Origin of the sequence: Pseudomonas nitroreducens (genome assembly GCF_010994165.1) — a bacterium.
GTDB classification, from domain to species: domain Bacteria; phylum Pseudomonadota; class Gammaproteobacteria; order Pseudomonadales; family Pseudomonadaceae; genus Pseudomonas; species Pseudomonas nitroreducens.
In genome coordinates this window covers 193,783-208,369 of record NZ_WMBX01000002.1, presented here as the reverse complement: position 1 = coordinate 208,369, position 14,587 = coordinate 193,783, and the positions used below count along the sequence as shown (strand labels likewise).

The window sequence follows — 14,587 nt, the reverse complement described above, 5'->3', positions numbered from 1 at the left end:
GAGGATGCCGAGCACAAGCTCGCAGAGGGCGCGGACGAACGTCCGGCCGGCTTGGCAACCCCGCGGTCATGGCCCTTGCGGGCGTTAGATCGGTGGCTTTGCGTCCCTGGCTTTCGCACAGGTTTGCCCTGGTCAATTGAAATTCAGCGTAGTACGCCGCTTTCGTTCGCCAAGCCGAAAAAACGTGACAGACCTCACACAAACATCGGAAATATCACCGGAACAACTTCGCAATGTTCGTAGGCATATTCCGCCCCAAAAGGGAGCAGGAAGCCTGCCCTTCGGCTAGGATTTCCCACAGCGGCGCCTCACCGGCACGGCCCGCCGGATGTCCACAACAAGCCGGAATTCACTGCCCCGAGACGCCATGCTAGAGCGCCAGAGGTTCCAGAACATTCTCAGCCTGGGCCTGCCGATCATCGGCGGCATGCTCAGCCAGAGCCTGCTCAACCTGGTGGATGCAGCCATGGTCGGCCACCTGGGGGAGAAATCCCTCGCCGGGGTCGGAATCGGCAGCTACGCCAACTTCGTCGCCATCTCCCTGGTGATGGGTCTGGGCGCCGGCGTACAGGCGCTGGTGGCCCGCCGGCGGGGCGAAGGTCGCAGCGGCGAACTGGCCGCGCCGCTGAACTGCGGGCTGCTGGTCGCGCTGGGCCTGTCGCTGCCGATCACGCTGATCTGCCTGCTGTTCGCCGAGCCCATCATTCGCGCGCTGTCTCATGATCCGGAGGTGCTGGCGGTCGGCATCCCCTACTTCGAATGGCGCGCGCTGTCGGTGCTCGCCGTGGGCCTGAACTTCTCCTTCCGGGGCTACTGGAACGGCACCCGGCGATCAGGCATGTACATGCGCACCCTGGTGGTCATGCACCTGGCCAACGCGGCGATCAGCTACAGCCTGATCCACGGCCTGTTCGGCCTGCCGCGCATGGGCGCAGTGGGCAGCGGCCTGGGCACCACGCTGGCGTTGTACATCGGCTCGCTGATCTACGCCTGGATCACCTGGCGCGATGCGCGCGCCCAAGGCTGCCACCCGCGCCTGCCGAGCGAGCGCGACGTCCGCACGTTGTTGCGCCTGTCACTGCCCAACTCGCTGCAGCAGTTCTTCTTCGCCGCCGGCATCACCCTGCTGTTCTGGATCATCGCCCAGGTCGGCACCCGCGAGCTGGCGGTGGCCCACGTGCTGATCAACCTGGCGCTGTTCCTGATCCTGCCCGGCGTCGGCCTGGGCATGGCGGCGACCACGCTGGTCAGCCAGAGCATGGGCGAGCGCGACTTCGACAGCGCGCACCGCTGGGGCTGGGACGTCGTGAAGGTGGCGGCCTGTGGGCTGGCGCTGCTGGGTGCGCCGTTCTGGATATTCCCCGAGGCCATTCTGCGGCTGTTCGTCAGCGACCCTGCGCTGATCGAACTGGGCCGCGTGCCGCTGATGCTCACCGGCATGGGCATGGTGATCGACGCCACGGCGCTGGTGCTGACCCAGGCGCTGCTGGGCGCGGGCGCCGTGCGCACGGTGATGGCGGTCAGCCTGGGCAACCAGTGGCTGTTCTTCCTGCCGCTGGCCTACCTGGTCGGCCCGGTGCTGGGCGGTGGTCTGCTGGCGATCTGGAGCATGCAGATTCTCCAGCGCGGGATGGCTTCGGCGATCTTCGCGGTGATGTGGCAGAAGCGCCAATGGACGCAGATCGAACTCTAGCGTTCGCTAGCGCAGGAGCTAGGCTTGCAGGCAAAGGGAGGACCAACGATGGACGAGCAACAGAACAAGCCGCCGACCTTCTGGCAGATGCTGCACAGTGTGCTGGCCGCAGCCTTCGGCGTGCAGAGCGGGCGCAACCGCGCACGCGACTTCACCCACGGCAAGCCCAGTCACTTCATCGCCATGGGCATTCTCTTCACGCTGATCTTCGTGCTGCTGCTGTACGGGCTGGTGCAGCTGGTGCTGCATTTCGCCGGGCTGTAGGACAGGCGGCGGGGCGTTTGGTACCAGCGGGCCGCAGGACGGCCCGCCGGCACCGCTGTCACTGATGGCTGACCCAGAACACGGCGGTCGCGACCACCAGCAGGATCAGGATGAATGCGGCGCGGGCATCGACGACGCTATCGCTGGTCTTGTTCGACGTTTCTTCGCTCATGCTTCCCCCATCTTCTCGTTATTGGCTGAAGGACCACACCACCAGTTAAGACCAGCTCCGCCCGCCCCGCTACTCCCGCCCCGCTTCGAAAGCCGTTAGGCTTGGCTGCTAGACAAGCACAACGACAAGAGCAAGGAACAGTAATGAACCTGGTATCGCTACAGGACACCGTCGCGCCGGAAGGCGTCTGCTATGGCTGCGGCGGCAGCAACCCGCACGGGCTGCACATCAAGAGCCGCTGGCACGAGGACGGCATCCACGTCGTCGCCGAGCACCTGCCCGAGGCCAAGTACTGCGGCTGGCCGGAGCTGGTCTACGGCGGCCTGATCGCGATGCTGGTGGACTGCCACTCCAACTGGACCGCCATGGCCTATCACTACCGCGCCGAGGGCCGCGAGCCGGGCAGCCTGCCGCGCATCGACTGCGTCACCGGTAACCTGGGCATCAAGTACATCAAGCCGACACCCATGGGCGTGCCGCTGACCCTCAAGGCCCATGTCGAGGGCGAAGTCGGCCGCAAAAGCCGGATCATTTGCGAGGTCTATGCCGGCGATGTGCTGACCTGTGTTGGCGACTCGATCTTCGTCCGCGTCGACACCTCGCAACTGCGCGATGCCGCCCACGGCCGCGAAGCCTGATCACGGCATAAAAAGCACTAAGCGCAGCCGCACACAGGTGCCCGTGCAAGCCGCGGCCAGACCCGTGATTCAGGCCTGGCGCGGCTTAGATCCGAAAGTTCTCGCCATATACTCAAACATCACTTTTGCGCATATTCCCGAACTGGTATCGTGCGCCCCACTCCGCGTGGAGCGCGTTGCCGTGCGCGCTGGGAAACGCAGTACGCCCTGAGCGCTATAGCCTGACAGCAGGATGATTCATGTACGTATATGACGAATACGATCAAAGGATCGTAGAGGATCGCGTCAAGCAGTTCCGCGATCAGACCCGCCGCTACCTGGCGGGCGAACTGACCGGCGAGGAATTCCGCCCGCTGCGTCTGCAGAATGGCCTGTACATCCAGCGCTATGCGCCCATGCTGCGCGTGGCCGTGCCTTACGGCCTGCTGTCCTCCCGGCAGGTGCGCAAGCTGGCGCAGATCGCCCGCGACTATGACAAGGGCTACGCGCACATCAGTACCCGCCAGAACGTCCAGTACAACTGGCCGGAACTGGAAGACGTGCCGGAAATCCTCGCCGAGCTGGCCACCGTGCAGATGCACGCGATCCAGACCAGCGGCAACTGCATCCGCAACACCACCACCGACCAGTTCGCCGGCGTCGCCCATGACGAGCTGGTCGATCCGCGCCCCTGGTGCGAGATCATCCGCCAGTGGTCGACCTTCCACCCCGAATTCGCCCACCTGCCGCGCAAGTTCAAGATCGCCGTCAACGGCGCCGTGAGCGACCGTGCCGCCATCGAGGTGCACGACATCGGCCTGGAAGCGGTGCAGAACGAAGCCGGCGAGCTGGGCTTCCGCGTCTCTGTCGGTGGCGGCCTGGGTCGTACCCCGATCGTCGGCAATTTCATCAATGAATTCCTGCCGTGGAAGCACCTGCTGTCCTACCTGGACGCCATCCTGCGCGTGTACAACCGCTATGGCCGTCGGGACAACAAGTACAAGGCGCGCATCAAGATCCTGGTCAAGGCGCTGACGCCGGAAGTCTTCGCCCAGAAGGTCGACGCCGAATGGGCGAACCTGAAGGACGGCCCGAGCACCCTGACCGACGCCGAGCTGCAGCGCGTGGCCGCGCACTTCGTCGACCCGGCCTACCAGGCCCTGGAAAACCAGGACGCCGCCCTCGCCCAGCTCGACGCCGAGAACCCCGGCTTCGCCCGCTGGCGTAGCCGCAACACCTTCGCCCACAAGAAGCCCGGCTATGTCGCCGTGACCCTGTCGCTCAAGCCCACCGGCGTGGCGCCCGGCGACATCACCGACAAGCAGCTGGACGTGGTCGCCGACCTGGCCGACCGCTACAGCTTCGGCGAAGTGCGCAACAGCCATAACCAGAACATCATCCTCGCCGACGTCGAGCAGGCTCAGCTGTTCACCCTCTGGGGCGAACTGCGTGAGAACGGTTTCGCCACCCCGAACGTGGGCCTGCTGACCGACCTCATCTGCTGCCCGGGCGGCGACTTCTGCTCCCTGGCCAACGCCAAGTCGATCCCGGTGGCCGAAGCCATCCAGCGTCGCTTCGACGACCTGGACTACCTGTTCGACATCGGCGCCATCGACCTGAACATCTCCGGCTGCATGAACGCCTGCGGCCACCACCACGTCGGCCACATCGGCATCCTCGGCGTGGACAAGAAGGGCGAGGAGTTCTACCAGGTCTCCCTCGGCGGCAGCGCCAGCCGCGACGCCAGCCTGGCGCAGATCCTCGGCCCGTCCTTCGCCCAGGAGCAGATGGCCGACGTGATCGAGAAGATCATCAAGGTCTACGTGGAACAGCGCACCGAAGAGGAACGTTTCCTCGATACCTACCGTCGCATCGGCATCGACCCCTTCAAGGAGCGCGTATATGCAGCGAATCATTAAACACCGCGAGGTCGTCGACGACCGCTGGCACCTGCTGCCCAAGGACGCGACCCTGGAAACCGTGCCCAACTGCGACGACGTGATCATCCCGCTGAACCTGTGGCTGGAACACGGCCCTGCCCTGCGCGGTCGCGACGGCGGCCTGGGCGTCTGGCTGGATGCGGACGAAGAGCCCGAAGCCATCGCCGGCGACCTGGACAACTTCCAGGTGATCGCCGTGAACTTCCCGGCCTTCACCGACGGCCGCGGCTTCAGCACCGCGCGCCTGCTGCGCGAGCGCTTCGGCTACAAGGGCGAAGTGCGCGCCATCGGCGATGTCCTGCGTGACCAGCTGTTCTTCATGCAGAGCTGTGGCTTCGACGCCTACGCCATCCGCGCCGACCGCGATCCGCAAGCAGCGCTGGCGGGCCTGGACGACTTCAGCGAGGTCTACCAGACCTCGGTGACCCAGCCGCAACCGCTGTTCCGTCGCCGCCAGCTGGCCTGATCTGGCCGATATGAAAAAGCCCCGCATCGCGGGGTTTTTTCTTTGGCTCTTCGTAGGAACGAGCTTGCTCGCGAACCCCCAGCTTCAGTGCCGCCGGCAAATCCGTTCGCGAGCAAGCTCGCTCCTACAGGGAGGCCACACTCAAGCGCGAACGCTCTCCCAGGCAATCTGCGCCAACTGATCGCGACAATCGATCAGGTCCACCCGCGTGCGCCCGGCCAGCCAGTTGCGCGCGTAGTCCTGGCTCGGGCCGATCACCACCGAATTGAACAGCTCCGGTGCGAGTTCCTTGAACGCCCCGGCCTTGCGGTGCTCGGAGAGCAGCCCGGCAATGCGGCGACCCTGTTCGCGGTTGGCCTCGCGCAACGCCTCACCCACCTCTCCCGCTTCGACGCGGCCTCGGCTGTGCAGGATGAAACGCGCCCACTCCGGGTTGGCCGCCACCCAATCGACGTAGCAGGTGACGAACAGCTTCACGCAGGCCTCCGCGCTCATGCCCTCCTCGATTCCGGCGTCCAGCAGCGCCGCGTACTGGCCAACGCCTGTGAGGTACAGCGCGCCGATGATGCGTTCCTTGTTGCCGTAGTGGTGATAGAGGCTGCCGATGCTGGCGCCGGAGCGGTCGCGGATCATCTCGATGGTGGTGGCATCCACGCCGGATTCGCTGAAGCAGGCCAGCGCGGCCTGGAGGATGTCGTCTTTGCGGGAAGGTCGGGCCATGGGGTTCCTGTTGGAAAAACCGCTCGAACATAATTCTAGAATATTTTTCTAGAATTAATTTCTAGTCTTCGTATACTGCCTGGGCGCGCATCCATCTTCAATCCGCTTTGCCCCGGAGTTGCCATGAGTCAGATGATGCAAATGTACCAGCAGGCCGGCCCCGCGCAGTTCAGCGCCATGATCGGCCAGGTCGCCCCCTACTTCGCCAGCATCGCCCCGCAGTTCGTCGAACTGCGCCCAGGCTACGCGGAAGTGACCTTCCCCAAGCGCCGCGAAGTGCTCAACCACATCGGCACCGTGCACGCCATCGCCCTGTGCAACGCTGCCGAACTGGCCGCCGGGACCATGACCGACGTGTCGATCCCCAAGGGCCGCCGCTGGATTCCCCGCGGCATGACCGTGGAATACCTGGCCAAGGCCGACGGCGACGTACGCGCCGTGGCCGATGGCCGTGCCGTGGACTGGAATCAGGAAGGCGACGTCATCGTCCCGGTGCTCGCCTACGTCGGTGACAAGAAGGTCTTCCGCGCCGACATCACCATGTACATCAGTCAGGCCTGAGGGACCGCGCCATGATCACACCGCTTCCCCGCCCGCTGGACAACGGCAATGGCCAAAGCCTCTCCAGCCACTGGTACTACCCACCCGGCGAAGCCCGCGGAGCGGTGCTGATCGTTCCTGCCATGGGCGTCGAGCAGCGCTTCTACACGGCCTTCGCCAACTGGCTGGCCGAGCGCGGCTACCTGACAGTCACCTTCGACTATGCCGGCATGGGTAAATCCCGCGCCGGCTCCCTGCGTGATCTGGACGTCGACATCCTCGCCTGGGGCAACCACGACTGCAGCGCCATGCTCGATGCCGTAGTCGCCGCGGCCGGCGAGCTGCCGGTGTACTGGATCGGCCACAGCCTCGGCGGGCAGATACTGCCCTTCGTGCGGGGTACCGAGCGCATCCACCGCGCCTTCACCATTGCCACCGGCAGCGGCTACTGGCGCGAGAACACCAAGGGCTTGCGGCACAAGGCCTGGCTGCTCTGGTACCTGCTGGCACCGACGATCACGCCGCTGCTGGGCTACTTCCCCGGCAAGCGCCTGGGCGTGGTCGGCGACCTGCCACGCGGGGTGATCGAGCAATGGCGGCGCTGGTGCCTGGACCCGGAGTACTCGGTGGGCGCGGAAGGCGGCGCGGTGCGCGAGGCGTATTCCTCGGTGAGCACACCGATTACCTCCATCTCTTTCACCGACGACGAGATGATGTCCGGGCGCAATACCGAGTCGCTGCACGGTTTCTACCGTGGCTCGCCGAAGACGCTGAAGAGAATCGCGCCGGAGGATATCGGCGTGAAGCGCATTGGCCACTTCGGCTTTTTCAGAAGCCAGTTCGCCGATTCGCTGTGGGCGGATTACCTGTTGCCGGACCTGGGCTGACACCCAGGCCCGGCACGGGCATCAATCCAGGTTGACCAGCACCCGGCCCACCAGCTTGCCGGCCAGGATCTGGTGGATGGCGGCCGGCAGGTCATCGAGCTTGACCTCGCGGACGGCTGCTTCGAGGTTGTCGAGCTTCCATTGCAGGGACAGCTTGTCCCACATGGAAGCCTTGACCACCAGCGGCAGCTCTACCGAGTCCACGCCCAGCAGGTTCACGCCGCGTAGAATGAACGGCAGTACGGTGGCCTTGAAGGCGGCGCCGGCGGTCAGGCCGCAGCAGGCGACGCTGCCGCCGTACTGCAGCGACTTGACCACGTTGAACAGGATATCGCCGCCCACGGTGTCCACCGCACCGGCCCACTGCTCACGCAGCAGCGGCTTGTCGACGCCGTCGGAGACAGTGGCACGGTCGAGAATCTGCCGCGCGCCAAGGCGGTTCAGCAGCTCGGCCTGTTCCAGCTTGCCGGTGGCGGCAGCCACGGTGTAGCCCAGTTGCGCCAGCAGCATCACCGCAATGCTGCCCACGCCGCCGGTGGCGCCAGTGACCAGGATGGGGCCGGCGGACGGCGTCAGGCCGGCGCGCTCGAGCTTGTCGACGCACAGTGCGGCAGTCAGGCCGGCGGTGCCGAGGATCATCGATTCGCGCAGCGACAGGCCCTGCGGGCGCTTGATCAACCAGGCGGCAGGCACGCGAATGTACTGGCCGAAGCCGCCCGGCGTGTTCATGCCCAGGTCGTAGCCGGTGACGATGACTTCATCGCCGACGGCGAATTCGCCCACCGAGGACTCTTCCACCACGCCGGCGGCGTCGATGCCGGGAGTGTGCGGGTACTTGCGGGTGACGCCACGGTTGCCGCTGGCGGACAGCGCATCCTTGTAGTTGAGCGAGGAATACTTCACCCGCACCAGCACTTCACCCGCCGGCAGATCGGCAACCTGCCGCTCGGCCACCTGCAGGTCATGCACGCCGTGCGCGCTCTCCGTGACCCACAACGCCTTGAATGCACTCATCTCGACCCTCCTCTTTCGAATTCGATAAACGGGCGCGATCCCGGCGCCCGACGCCCAATCATTGCCAGAAGAGTCACTGCCAGAAACGGCTGCGACCCAGGCGGTCCCACCAGGTCACCAGCACGCGATCGATCAAGCCGCTGACACCGACGCCGAAGCGCTCCTGGATGGACTTCTTCTGCACGTAGCTGAGCTGGTAGACATCCGCCTCGCGGGCGCGTTCGGCCAGGTATTCGTCACTGGTCTTCAGCTCGTCGACCAGTTTCTTGCCCAGCGCCGCCTGGCCCAGCCAGACCTCGCCGGTGGCGATTTCGTCGATGGCCAGCTGGGGGCGGTAGTGGACGACGAAGCGCTTGAACAGCTCGTGGGTGGTTTCCAGGTCTTCCTGGAACTTCTCCCGGCCCTTCTCGGTGTTCTCGCCGAACACGGTCAGGGTGCGCTTGTACTCGCCGGCGGTGAGTACTTCGAAATCGACGTCGTGCTTCTTCAGCAGGCGATGGATGTTGGGCAGCTGGGCCACCACGCCGATGGAGCCGAGGATCGCGAAAGGCGCAGACAAGATGCGCTCGCCGATGCAGGCCATCATGTAGCCGCCGCTGGCGGCGACCTTGTCGACGCAGACGGTCAACGGCACGCCAGCCTGGCGGATGCGCGCCAGCTGGGAAGCAGCCAGGCCGTAGCCATGGACCATGCCACCGCCGCTCTCCAGGCGCAGTACCACTTCGTCACGCGGGGTAGCCAGGGTCAGCAGCGCAGTCACTTCATGGCGCAGTTGCTCGGTGGCCGAGGCCTTGATGTCGCCATCGAAGTCGAGCACGTAGACGCGGTTCTTCTCGCCGCCCTTCTTCTTTTTCGCTTCCTTCAGCGTTTTCGCCTCGGACTTGCGCAGGGCCTTGAGCTTGGCCTTCTCCAGCACGCTGTGCTGCAGGCGCTCGCGCAGTTCCTTGTAGAAGTCGTTGAGCTTGTGCACCTCCAGGTGCCCGCTGCCGCCACGACGGCCGCGGCCGCGCAGAGCGGCGATCACCACCAGGACGATGACGATGGCCACCACCACGGTGAAGGTCTTGGCCAGGAAACCTGCGTAATCCGCTAGAAACTCCACTCACATCCCCTTTTACAATTCTGTACGCGCACGCGTGACAAGCGCTGTGAATCCCGCAAGCATACCCACGCCGCCGGCCCGCCACCAGCGCTGGCAAAGCGCTGTATCAGTCCAGCGAATAGCATTCAAACAAGCGTATGTTTTTTCGTTGACAGCCCCAGGTGATCCTCATAACCTCGCCGGAACTTTCAGCCCTGCCGGGACCGCGCGCGTGGGAAGCATCTACCTGATTCGACATGGCCAGGCTTCATTCGGTGCCGACGACTACGATGTGCTCTCGGACACCGGCGTGCGCCAGGCGCAAATCCTCGGCGAGCACCTGGCCAGCCTAGGCCTGCGCTTCGACCGCTGCGTCGCCGGCGACCTGCGCCGTCAGCGTCACACCGCCGAAGCGGTGATGGGCCGGCTGAACGAGGCCGGGATCGATACGCCCACCCTGGAAATCGATTCCGCCTTCAACGAATTCGAAGCCGACGCAGTGATCCGCGCCCACCTGCCGGACCTGCTGGAGATCGAACCGCAGGCGCTGCACATCCTGCGCAACGCCGCCGACCACCGCGCCGAGTTCCAGCGCCTGTTCTCCACCGTGATCGCCCGCTGGGTTTCCGGCGATCACGACAAGGACGGCCTGGTCAGCTGGGCCGAGTTCCTCGACACCGTGCACGGCGGCCTCAAGCGCCTGCTGGAGTCGGCCAGCGGCAAGGACAACATCGGCGTGTTCACCTCCGGCGGCACCATCACCGCGGTGCTCCAGCAGGTGACCGGCATTCCGGCGCTGAACGCCTTCGAGCTCAACTGGCAGATCGTCAACACTTCGCTCAACCGCCTGAAGTTCCGCGGCAGCGAAGTGGCCCTGGCTTCCTTCAACAGTCACGTGCATCTGGAACTGTTGAGGGCGCCGGAACTCATCACCTATCGTTGAGTACCGGCCCAATGCGGCGCCGAGCGCCGCGCGAGAAAACCTAGAAAAGGAATAGAACCATGAGTGTTGCTGACATCGTTTCCACCATGAAGAGCAAGTTCAACGCCAGCGCGGCCGCCGGCCTGGATCTGGTGTTCCAGTTCAACATCGAAGACGGCGACAACCACTACCTGGTCGTCAAGGACGGTACCTGCGAAGTGGTACAGGGCGACGCCGAGTCCCCCAACGTCACCCTGATCATGGACAGCGAGACCCTCAAGGGCATCACCAGCGGCGAAACCGACGGCATGCAGGCCTTCATGGCCGGCAAGCTGCGCGCCGAAGGCGACATGATGCTGGCGATGAAGCTGGGCGAACTGTTCCCGGTCTGATCCGAGGCAAACCTACCCGCGCAGCACGAAAAACCGGAGTCCCTGGCTCCGGTTTTTTTATGCCCGCGCCCCGCTCCGGCCCGCGAATCAGGCAGCTTGATCGGGGTGCAACACGGACGCCAATAACGTCCCGCCGTGCTTGTGAGCGGCAGACGTCGACATTAGATTAGCCAATGATCACCCGGCGCCATCATTGCTTTGCCTGATTCTGCCGCAACCCATCAGGCAAGAGCACGACGCCACCTTGCGCGCCACCCTTGCCCGCCGCTCTCGCTGCGGTGCGATGACCCGTACAAGCCCAGTACAAGAAGGGACCAGCATGTCGTTGACCGACCAGACCATCCGCTCCCGCGAAGGTGAAGAACTCGACGCCGCCGTGATCGACGGCTACCTCAAGGACCACATTCCCGGCCTGCAGGGCCAGCCGCGCATCAGCCAGTTCCCCGGCGGCGCGTCGAACCTGACCTACCTGATCCAGTACGACAACCAGGAGCTGGTCCTGCGCCGCCCGCCGTTCGGCAAGAAGGCCAAGTCCGCCCACGACATGGGCCGCGAATACCGCATCCTGAACCAGCTCAGGGACGGCTTCCCCTACTGCCCCAAGGCGTACGTCTACTGCACCGACGAATCGGTGATCGGCGCCGAGTTCTACGTCATGGAACGGGTCAACGGCATCATCCTGCGCAGCGACCTGCCCAAGGAACTCAACCTCGACGCGGCGCAGACCACCGCGCTGTGCAAGAGCTTCATCGATAAGTTCGTCGACCTGCACAACGTCGACTACAACGCCTGCGGCCTGGGTGACCTGGGCAAGCCCGAGGGCTACGTGCAGCGCCAGATCGGCGGCTGGATCGATCGCTACGAGAAGTCCCTGACCCCCGATGCGCCGGCCTGGGAACAGGTGAAGGTATGGCTGCGCGAGAAGATGCCGGCCGACCACCACAAGCCGGGCATCGTCCACAACGACTACCGCTTCGACAACGTCATCCTCGACCCGAACAACCCGATGCAGATCATCGGCGTGCTCGACTGGGAGATGACCACCCTCGGCGACCCGCTGATGGACCTGGGCAACACCCTCGCCTACTGGATCGAAGCGGGCGACCCGCAGCCGATGCAGATGCTGCGCCGCCAGCCCAGCCACGAGCCGGGCATGCTCACGCGCCAGCAGTTCGCCGACTACTACGCCGAGCGCGCCGGCATTCAGATCGACAACCTCGATTACTACTACACCTACGGCCTGTTCCGCCTGGCCGGCATCATGCAGCAGATCTACTACCGCTTCTTCCACGGCCAGACCCAGGACAAGCGCTTCGCCACCTTCATCCACGCCAACAAGCTGCTGGAACAGGTGAGCCTGCAGGTCATCGGCAAGTCTCGCCTGTAACGGCGCTCAAGAATAAGGAGAACTCCCCATGTCCAAGACCCAACTGTTCGACCTCGACGGCAAGATCGCCTTCGTTTCCGGCGCCAGCCGCGGCATCGGCGAGGCCATCGCCAAGCTGCTGGCCCAACAGGGCGCCCACGTGATCGTCTCCAGCCGCAAGATCGACGGCTGCCAGGCCGTGGCTGACGAGATCGTCGCCGCCGGCGGCAAGGCCACCGCGATTGCCTGCCACATCGGTGAAATGGAGCAGATCCAGGCCGTCTTCGCGCAGATCCGCGAGCAGTTCGGCCGCCTGGATATCCTGGTCAACAACGCCGCTACCAACCCGCAGTTCTGCAACGTGCTGGACACCGACCTGTCGGCCTTCCAGAAGACCGTCGACGTGAACATCCGCGGCTACTACTTCATGTCCATCGAAGGCGGCAAGCTGATGAAGGCCAACGGTGGCGGCAGCATCATCAACGTTGCCTCGGTCAACGGCGTTACCCCGGGCGAGTTCCAGGGCATCTATTCGGTGACCAAGGCCGCCGTGATCAGCATGACCAAGGTCTTCGCCAAGGAATGCGCGCAGTTCAATATCCGCTGCAACGCCCTGCTGCCGGGCCTGACCGACACCAAGTTCGCTTCGGCCCTGGTGAGCAACGATGCCATCCGCAACGTTGCCCTGCAGCGCATCCCGCTCAAGCGCGTAGCCGACCCGAGCGAAATGGCCGGCGCCGTGCTGTACCTCGCCAGCGATGCCTCCAGCTACACCACCGGCGTGACGCTGAACGTGGACGGCGGCTTCCTCGCCTAAGCGCTTTCGCGGAAACGAGAAAGGGAGCCATTCGGCTCCCTTTTCTGCTTTTTGCAGGAGCGAGCAGGCTCGCTCCTGCAGACGGCGAATTACTGCCACTCCTTGAGTGCCTGATTGGCCGCCGCATTCATCGGCTCGGCGGTCAACCCGCCCGCCCCATAACGCACGGCGAATACCGCCTGGTCGGCCATTGGCAGATAATTCACCCGCCCGGCTTTCGGCACGAAAGTCAGCAGATCATGCTGGCCATCGCGCAACCAGCGCCAGAGATCGATCCCCGGCGCATCGGAAACCAGCGACACCTTGCGCCCGAGGGACTGCTGCTCAACCGCCAGGAAGCGGCCGGACAGATCCTGCAGGCGATAACCGGGCGCCATGCCGATCAGCCGTGCCAGGCCTTTCCACTCCAGCACCCGCGCATCCAATTGCCAGAGGTCGCCGGCCAGCTCCACGCGACGCTCCTCGTCGCCCTGTAGCAGCGTCACGTCATAGCGTTGCTCGCCGACCTTGTGGAAGCTCAGGGTCGCCAGCGGCCGCTCTGCCGGCAGCGCGTCATAGCTGCGCAGGTCCCAGGCCACCAGCGCCACCAACGCGGCCAAGGCCACGAACAGCATTCCCGCCGTACCGCGCAACCAGCCGAGGAACCAGTGACGGTCGAACAGGATTCGGGCGGCTACTGCCAGGGCCAACAGCGCCAGGATGGCAACGACCCAGGCCAGACCGTCGTACTGCATCGAATGATTTCCTTCCTCGTAGAATTGCCGGCATTATGCGCACCGCGTACCTGCGCGGCCAGCCAGACCGTCGCAGCTTTCGGGTCCGTTAACGTTTCCTATGCCACCCGCTCTTTACAAAAGAGTGGCTGGACGGGCCCCTGATCAAGGCGAACCCAATGCCCTTCGAACTCGTCGTAGACCCGACCACCCTCGTCATCCTCGCCGGCGTCGCCTTCCTCGCCGGTTTCATCGACGCCATTGCCGGCGGCGGTGGCCTGCTGACCATCCCTGCCCTGCTCACCGCCGGCGTCCCGCCGCACCTGGCGCTGGGCACCAACAAGCTCAGCTCGACCTTTGGCGCCGCCGTGGCCAGCTACACCTTCTACCGCCGCAAACTGTTCCAGCCGCGCCAGTGGCGCAAAGGGCTGATCGCCACCGCCATCGGTGCAGCGCTCGGTGCCTGGGCCGCGCACCTGATGCCGGCGGAATGGCTGAACCGCATGCTGCCGGTGGTGGTGTTCGGCTGTGGCCTGTACCTGCTGTTCGGCAAGACGCCCGAAGCGCCGCTGGACGCCAACCCGCAGATCGCCCAGGGCCGGCAGTGGCCGCAGGGCCTGGGCCTGGGCTTCTACGACGGCGTGGCCGGGCCCGGCACCGGCGCCTTCTGGACCGTCAGCACGCTGCTGATGTACCCGCTGGACCTGGTACGCGCCAGCGGCGTGGCGCGCAGCATGAACTTCGTCAGTAACATCGTTGCGCTGGCGGTATTCATCGCCTCGGGCCAGGTGGTCTGGCTGCTGGGGCTGTGCATGGGCAGCTCACTGATGGTCGGCGCCTACTTCGGCGCGCGCACGGCGATTGGCGGCGGCGCCAAGTTCATCCGCCCGGTGTTCATCCTGGTGGTATTGGCGCTGACCGTGCGCCTGGCCTGGCAGCACTGGTTCACTGCCGCGGCCTGAAGTCGGCCGATACGGCGCCTG

The 14,587-nt window shown here is 64.9% G+C and carries 16 protein-coding genes and 1 riboswitch; of the genes, 12 read left to right on the top strand and 4 right to left on the bottom strand.

Annotated features, from left to right (window positions below; translation table 11 throughout):
* Nucleotides 1-50: 50 nt before the first annotated feature.
* Nucleotides 51-138: riboswitch (cyclic di-GMP riboswitch) on the bottom strand.
* A 229-nt stretch (nucleotides 139-367) separates the two neighbouring features.
* The 5 genes from GJV37_RS08940 to GJV37_RS08920 all read left to right on the top strand — a co-directional run bounded on the left by GJV37_RS08940 (nucleotide 368) and on the right by GJV37_RS08920 (nucleotide 5,152).
* Nucleotides 368-1,693 carry an MATE family efflux transporter gene (locus tag GJV37_RS08940; protein ID WP_170859588.1) on the top strand — a complete coding sequence of 442 codons (1,326 nt, stop codon included), beginning with the start codon at nucleotides 368-370 and terminating at the stop codon, nucleotides 1,691-1,693.
* Nucleotides 1,694-1,741: 48 nt separating this feature from the next.
* Nucleotides 1,742-1,957, top strand: a complete 216-nt coding sequence (locus GJV37_RS08935) for a DUF2970 domain-containing protein (protein ID WP_024763310.1) — start codon at nucleotides 1,742-1,744, stop codon at nucleotides 1,955-1,957.
* A 315-nt stretch (nucleotides 1,958-2,272) separates the two neighbouring features.
* Nucleotides 2,273-2,767, top strand: a complete 495-nt coding sequence (locus GJV37_RS08930) for a PaaI family thioesterase (RefSeq protein WP_084359074.1) — start codon at nucleotides 2,273-2,275, stop codon at nucleotides 2,765-2,767.
* A 239-nt stretch (nucleotides 2,768-3,006) separates the two neighbouring features.
* Nucleotides 3,007-4,665, top strand: coding sequence for a nitrite/sulfite reductase (locus GJV37_RS08925; RefSeq protein WP_024763308.1), 1,659 nt, complete (start codon nucleotides 3,007-3,009; stop codon nucleotides 4,663-4,665).
* Nucleotides 4,649-5,152 carry a DUF934 domain-containing protein gene (locus tag GJV37_RS08920; RefSeq protein WP_054907707.1) on the top strand — a complete coding sequence of 168 codons (504 nt, stop codon included), beginning with the start codon at nucleotides 4,649-4,651 and terminating at the stop codon, nucleotides 5,150-5,152. The genes GJV37_RS08925 and GJV37_RS08920 overlap by 17 nt, the downstream gene beginning before the upstream one ends.
* Nucleotides 5,153-5,293: 141 nt before the next feature.
* Here GJV37_RS08920 and GJV37_RS08915 read toward each other — a convergent pair whose 3' ends face one another.
* A complete protein-coding gene (locus GJV37_RS08915) occupies nucleotides 5,294-5,872 on the bottom strand; it encodes a TetR/AcrR family transcriptional regulator (RefSeq protein ID WP_024763306.1) in 579 nt (192 codons plus the stop codon).
* A gap of 123 nt (nucleotides 5,873-5,995) precedes the next feature.
* On the opposite strand from GJV37_RS08915, the gene GJV37_RS08910 reads away from it, so the two are divergent.
* Both GJV37_RS08910 and GJV37_RS08905 read left to right on the top strand, forming a co-directional pair.
* The gene (locus GJV37_RS08910) at nucleotides 5,996-6,433 is read left to right on the top strand and encodes a hotdog fold domain-containing protein (RefSeq protein ID WP_024763305.1); all 438 of its coding nucleotides are present in this window, start codon (nucleotides 5,996-5,998) and stop codon (nucleotides 6,431-6,433) included.
* 11 nt (nucleotides 6,434-6,444) lie between these two features.
* On the top strand, nucleotides 6,445-7,299 hold the full coding sequence (locus GJV37_RS08905) for an alpha/beta hydrolase family protein (RefSeq protein ID WP_037011894.1): 855 nt from the start codon (nucleotides 6,445-6,447) through the stop codon (nucleotides 7,297-7,299).
* Nucleotides 7,300-7,320: 21 nt separating this feature from the next.
* On the opposite strand, the gene GJV37_RS08900 is transcribed toward GJV37_RS08905, so the two are convergent.
* Nucleotides 7,321-8,313: a YhdH/YhfP family quinone oxidoreductase gene (locus GJV37_RS08900; protein WP_024763304.1), complete on the bottom strand. Its 993-nt coding sequence runs from the start codon at nucleotides 8,311-8,313 to the stop codon at nucleotides 7,321-7,323.
* 73 nt (nucleotides 8,314-8,386) lie between these two features.
* A complete protein-coding gene (gene sohB / locus GJV37_RS08895) occupies nucleotides 8,387-9,415 on the bottom strand; it encodes a protease SohB (protein ID WP_193452337.1) in 1,029 nt (342 codons plus the stop codon).
* Nucleotides 9,416-9,626: 211 nt separating this feature from the next.
* Here sohB and GJV37_RS08890 point away from each other — a divergent pair, with 211 nt between their 5' ends.
* From GJV37_RS08890 to GJV37_RS08875, 4 genes are all read left to right on the top strand, one after another.
* Nucleotides 9,627-10,337 (top strand): histidine phosphatase family protein, encoded by a 711-nt coding sequence (locus GJV37_RS08890; RefSeq protein ID WP_024763302.1) that lies wholly within the window; start codon nucleotides 9,627-9,629, stop codon nucleotides 10,335-10,337.
* Nucleotides 10,338-10,396: 59 nt separating this feature from the next.
* Entirely contained in the window at nucleotides 10,397-10,708 is a 312-nt protein-coding gene (locus tag GJV37_RS08885) for an SCP2 sterol-binding domain-containing protein (RefSeq protein WP_017519529.1), read from the top strand.
* A 319-nt stretch (nucleotides 10,709-11,027) separates the two neighbouring features.
* Nucleotides 11,028-12,095, top strand: coding sequence for a phosphotransferase family protein (locus GJV37_RS08880; RefSeq protein ID WP_193452336.1), 1,068 nt, complete (start codon nucleotides 11,028-11,030; stop codon nucleotides 12,093-12,095).
* 28 nt (nucleotides 12,096-12,123) lie between these two features.
* On the top strand, nucleotides 12,124-12,891 hold the full coding sequence (locus GJV37_RS08875) for an SDR family oxidoreductase (RefSeq protein WP_024763300.1): 768 nt from the start codon (nucleotides 12,124-12,126) through the stop codon (nucleotides 12,889-12,891).
* Nucleotides 12,892-12,980: 89 nt separating this feature from the next.
* Here GJV37_RS08875 and GJV37_RS08870 read toward each other — a convergent pair whose 3' ends face one another.
* Complete coding sequence (locus GJV37_RS08870) at nucleotides 12,981-13,625, bottom strand: hypothetical protein (protein ID WP_037011890.1); 645 nt, start codon at nucleotides 13,623-13,625, stop codon at nucleotides 12,981-12,983.
* A gap of 158 nt (nucleotides 13,626-13,783) precedes the next feature.
* Between GJV37_RS08870 and GJV37_RS08865 the strand changes: the two genes are divergently transcribed.
* On the top strand, nucleotides 13,784-14,566 hold the full coding sequence (locus GJV37_RS08865; protein WP_024763298.1) for a TSUP family transporter: 783 nt from the start codon (nucleotides 13,784-13,786) through the stop codon (nucleotides 14,564-14,566).
* Nucleotides 14,567-14,587 lie beyond the last annotated feature (21 nt).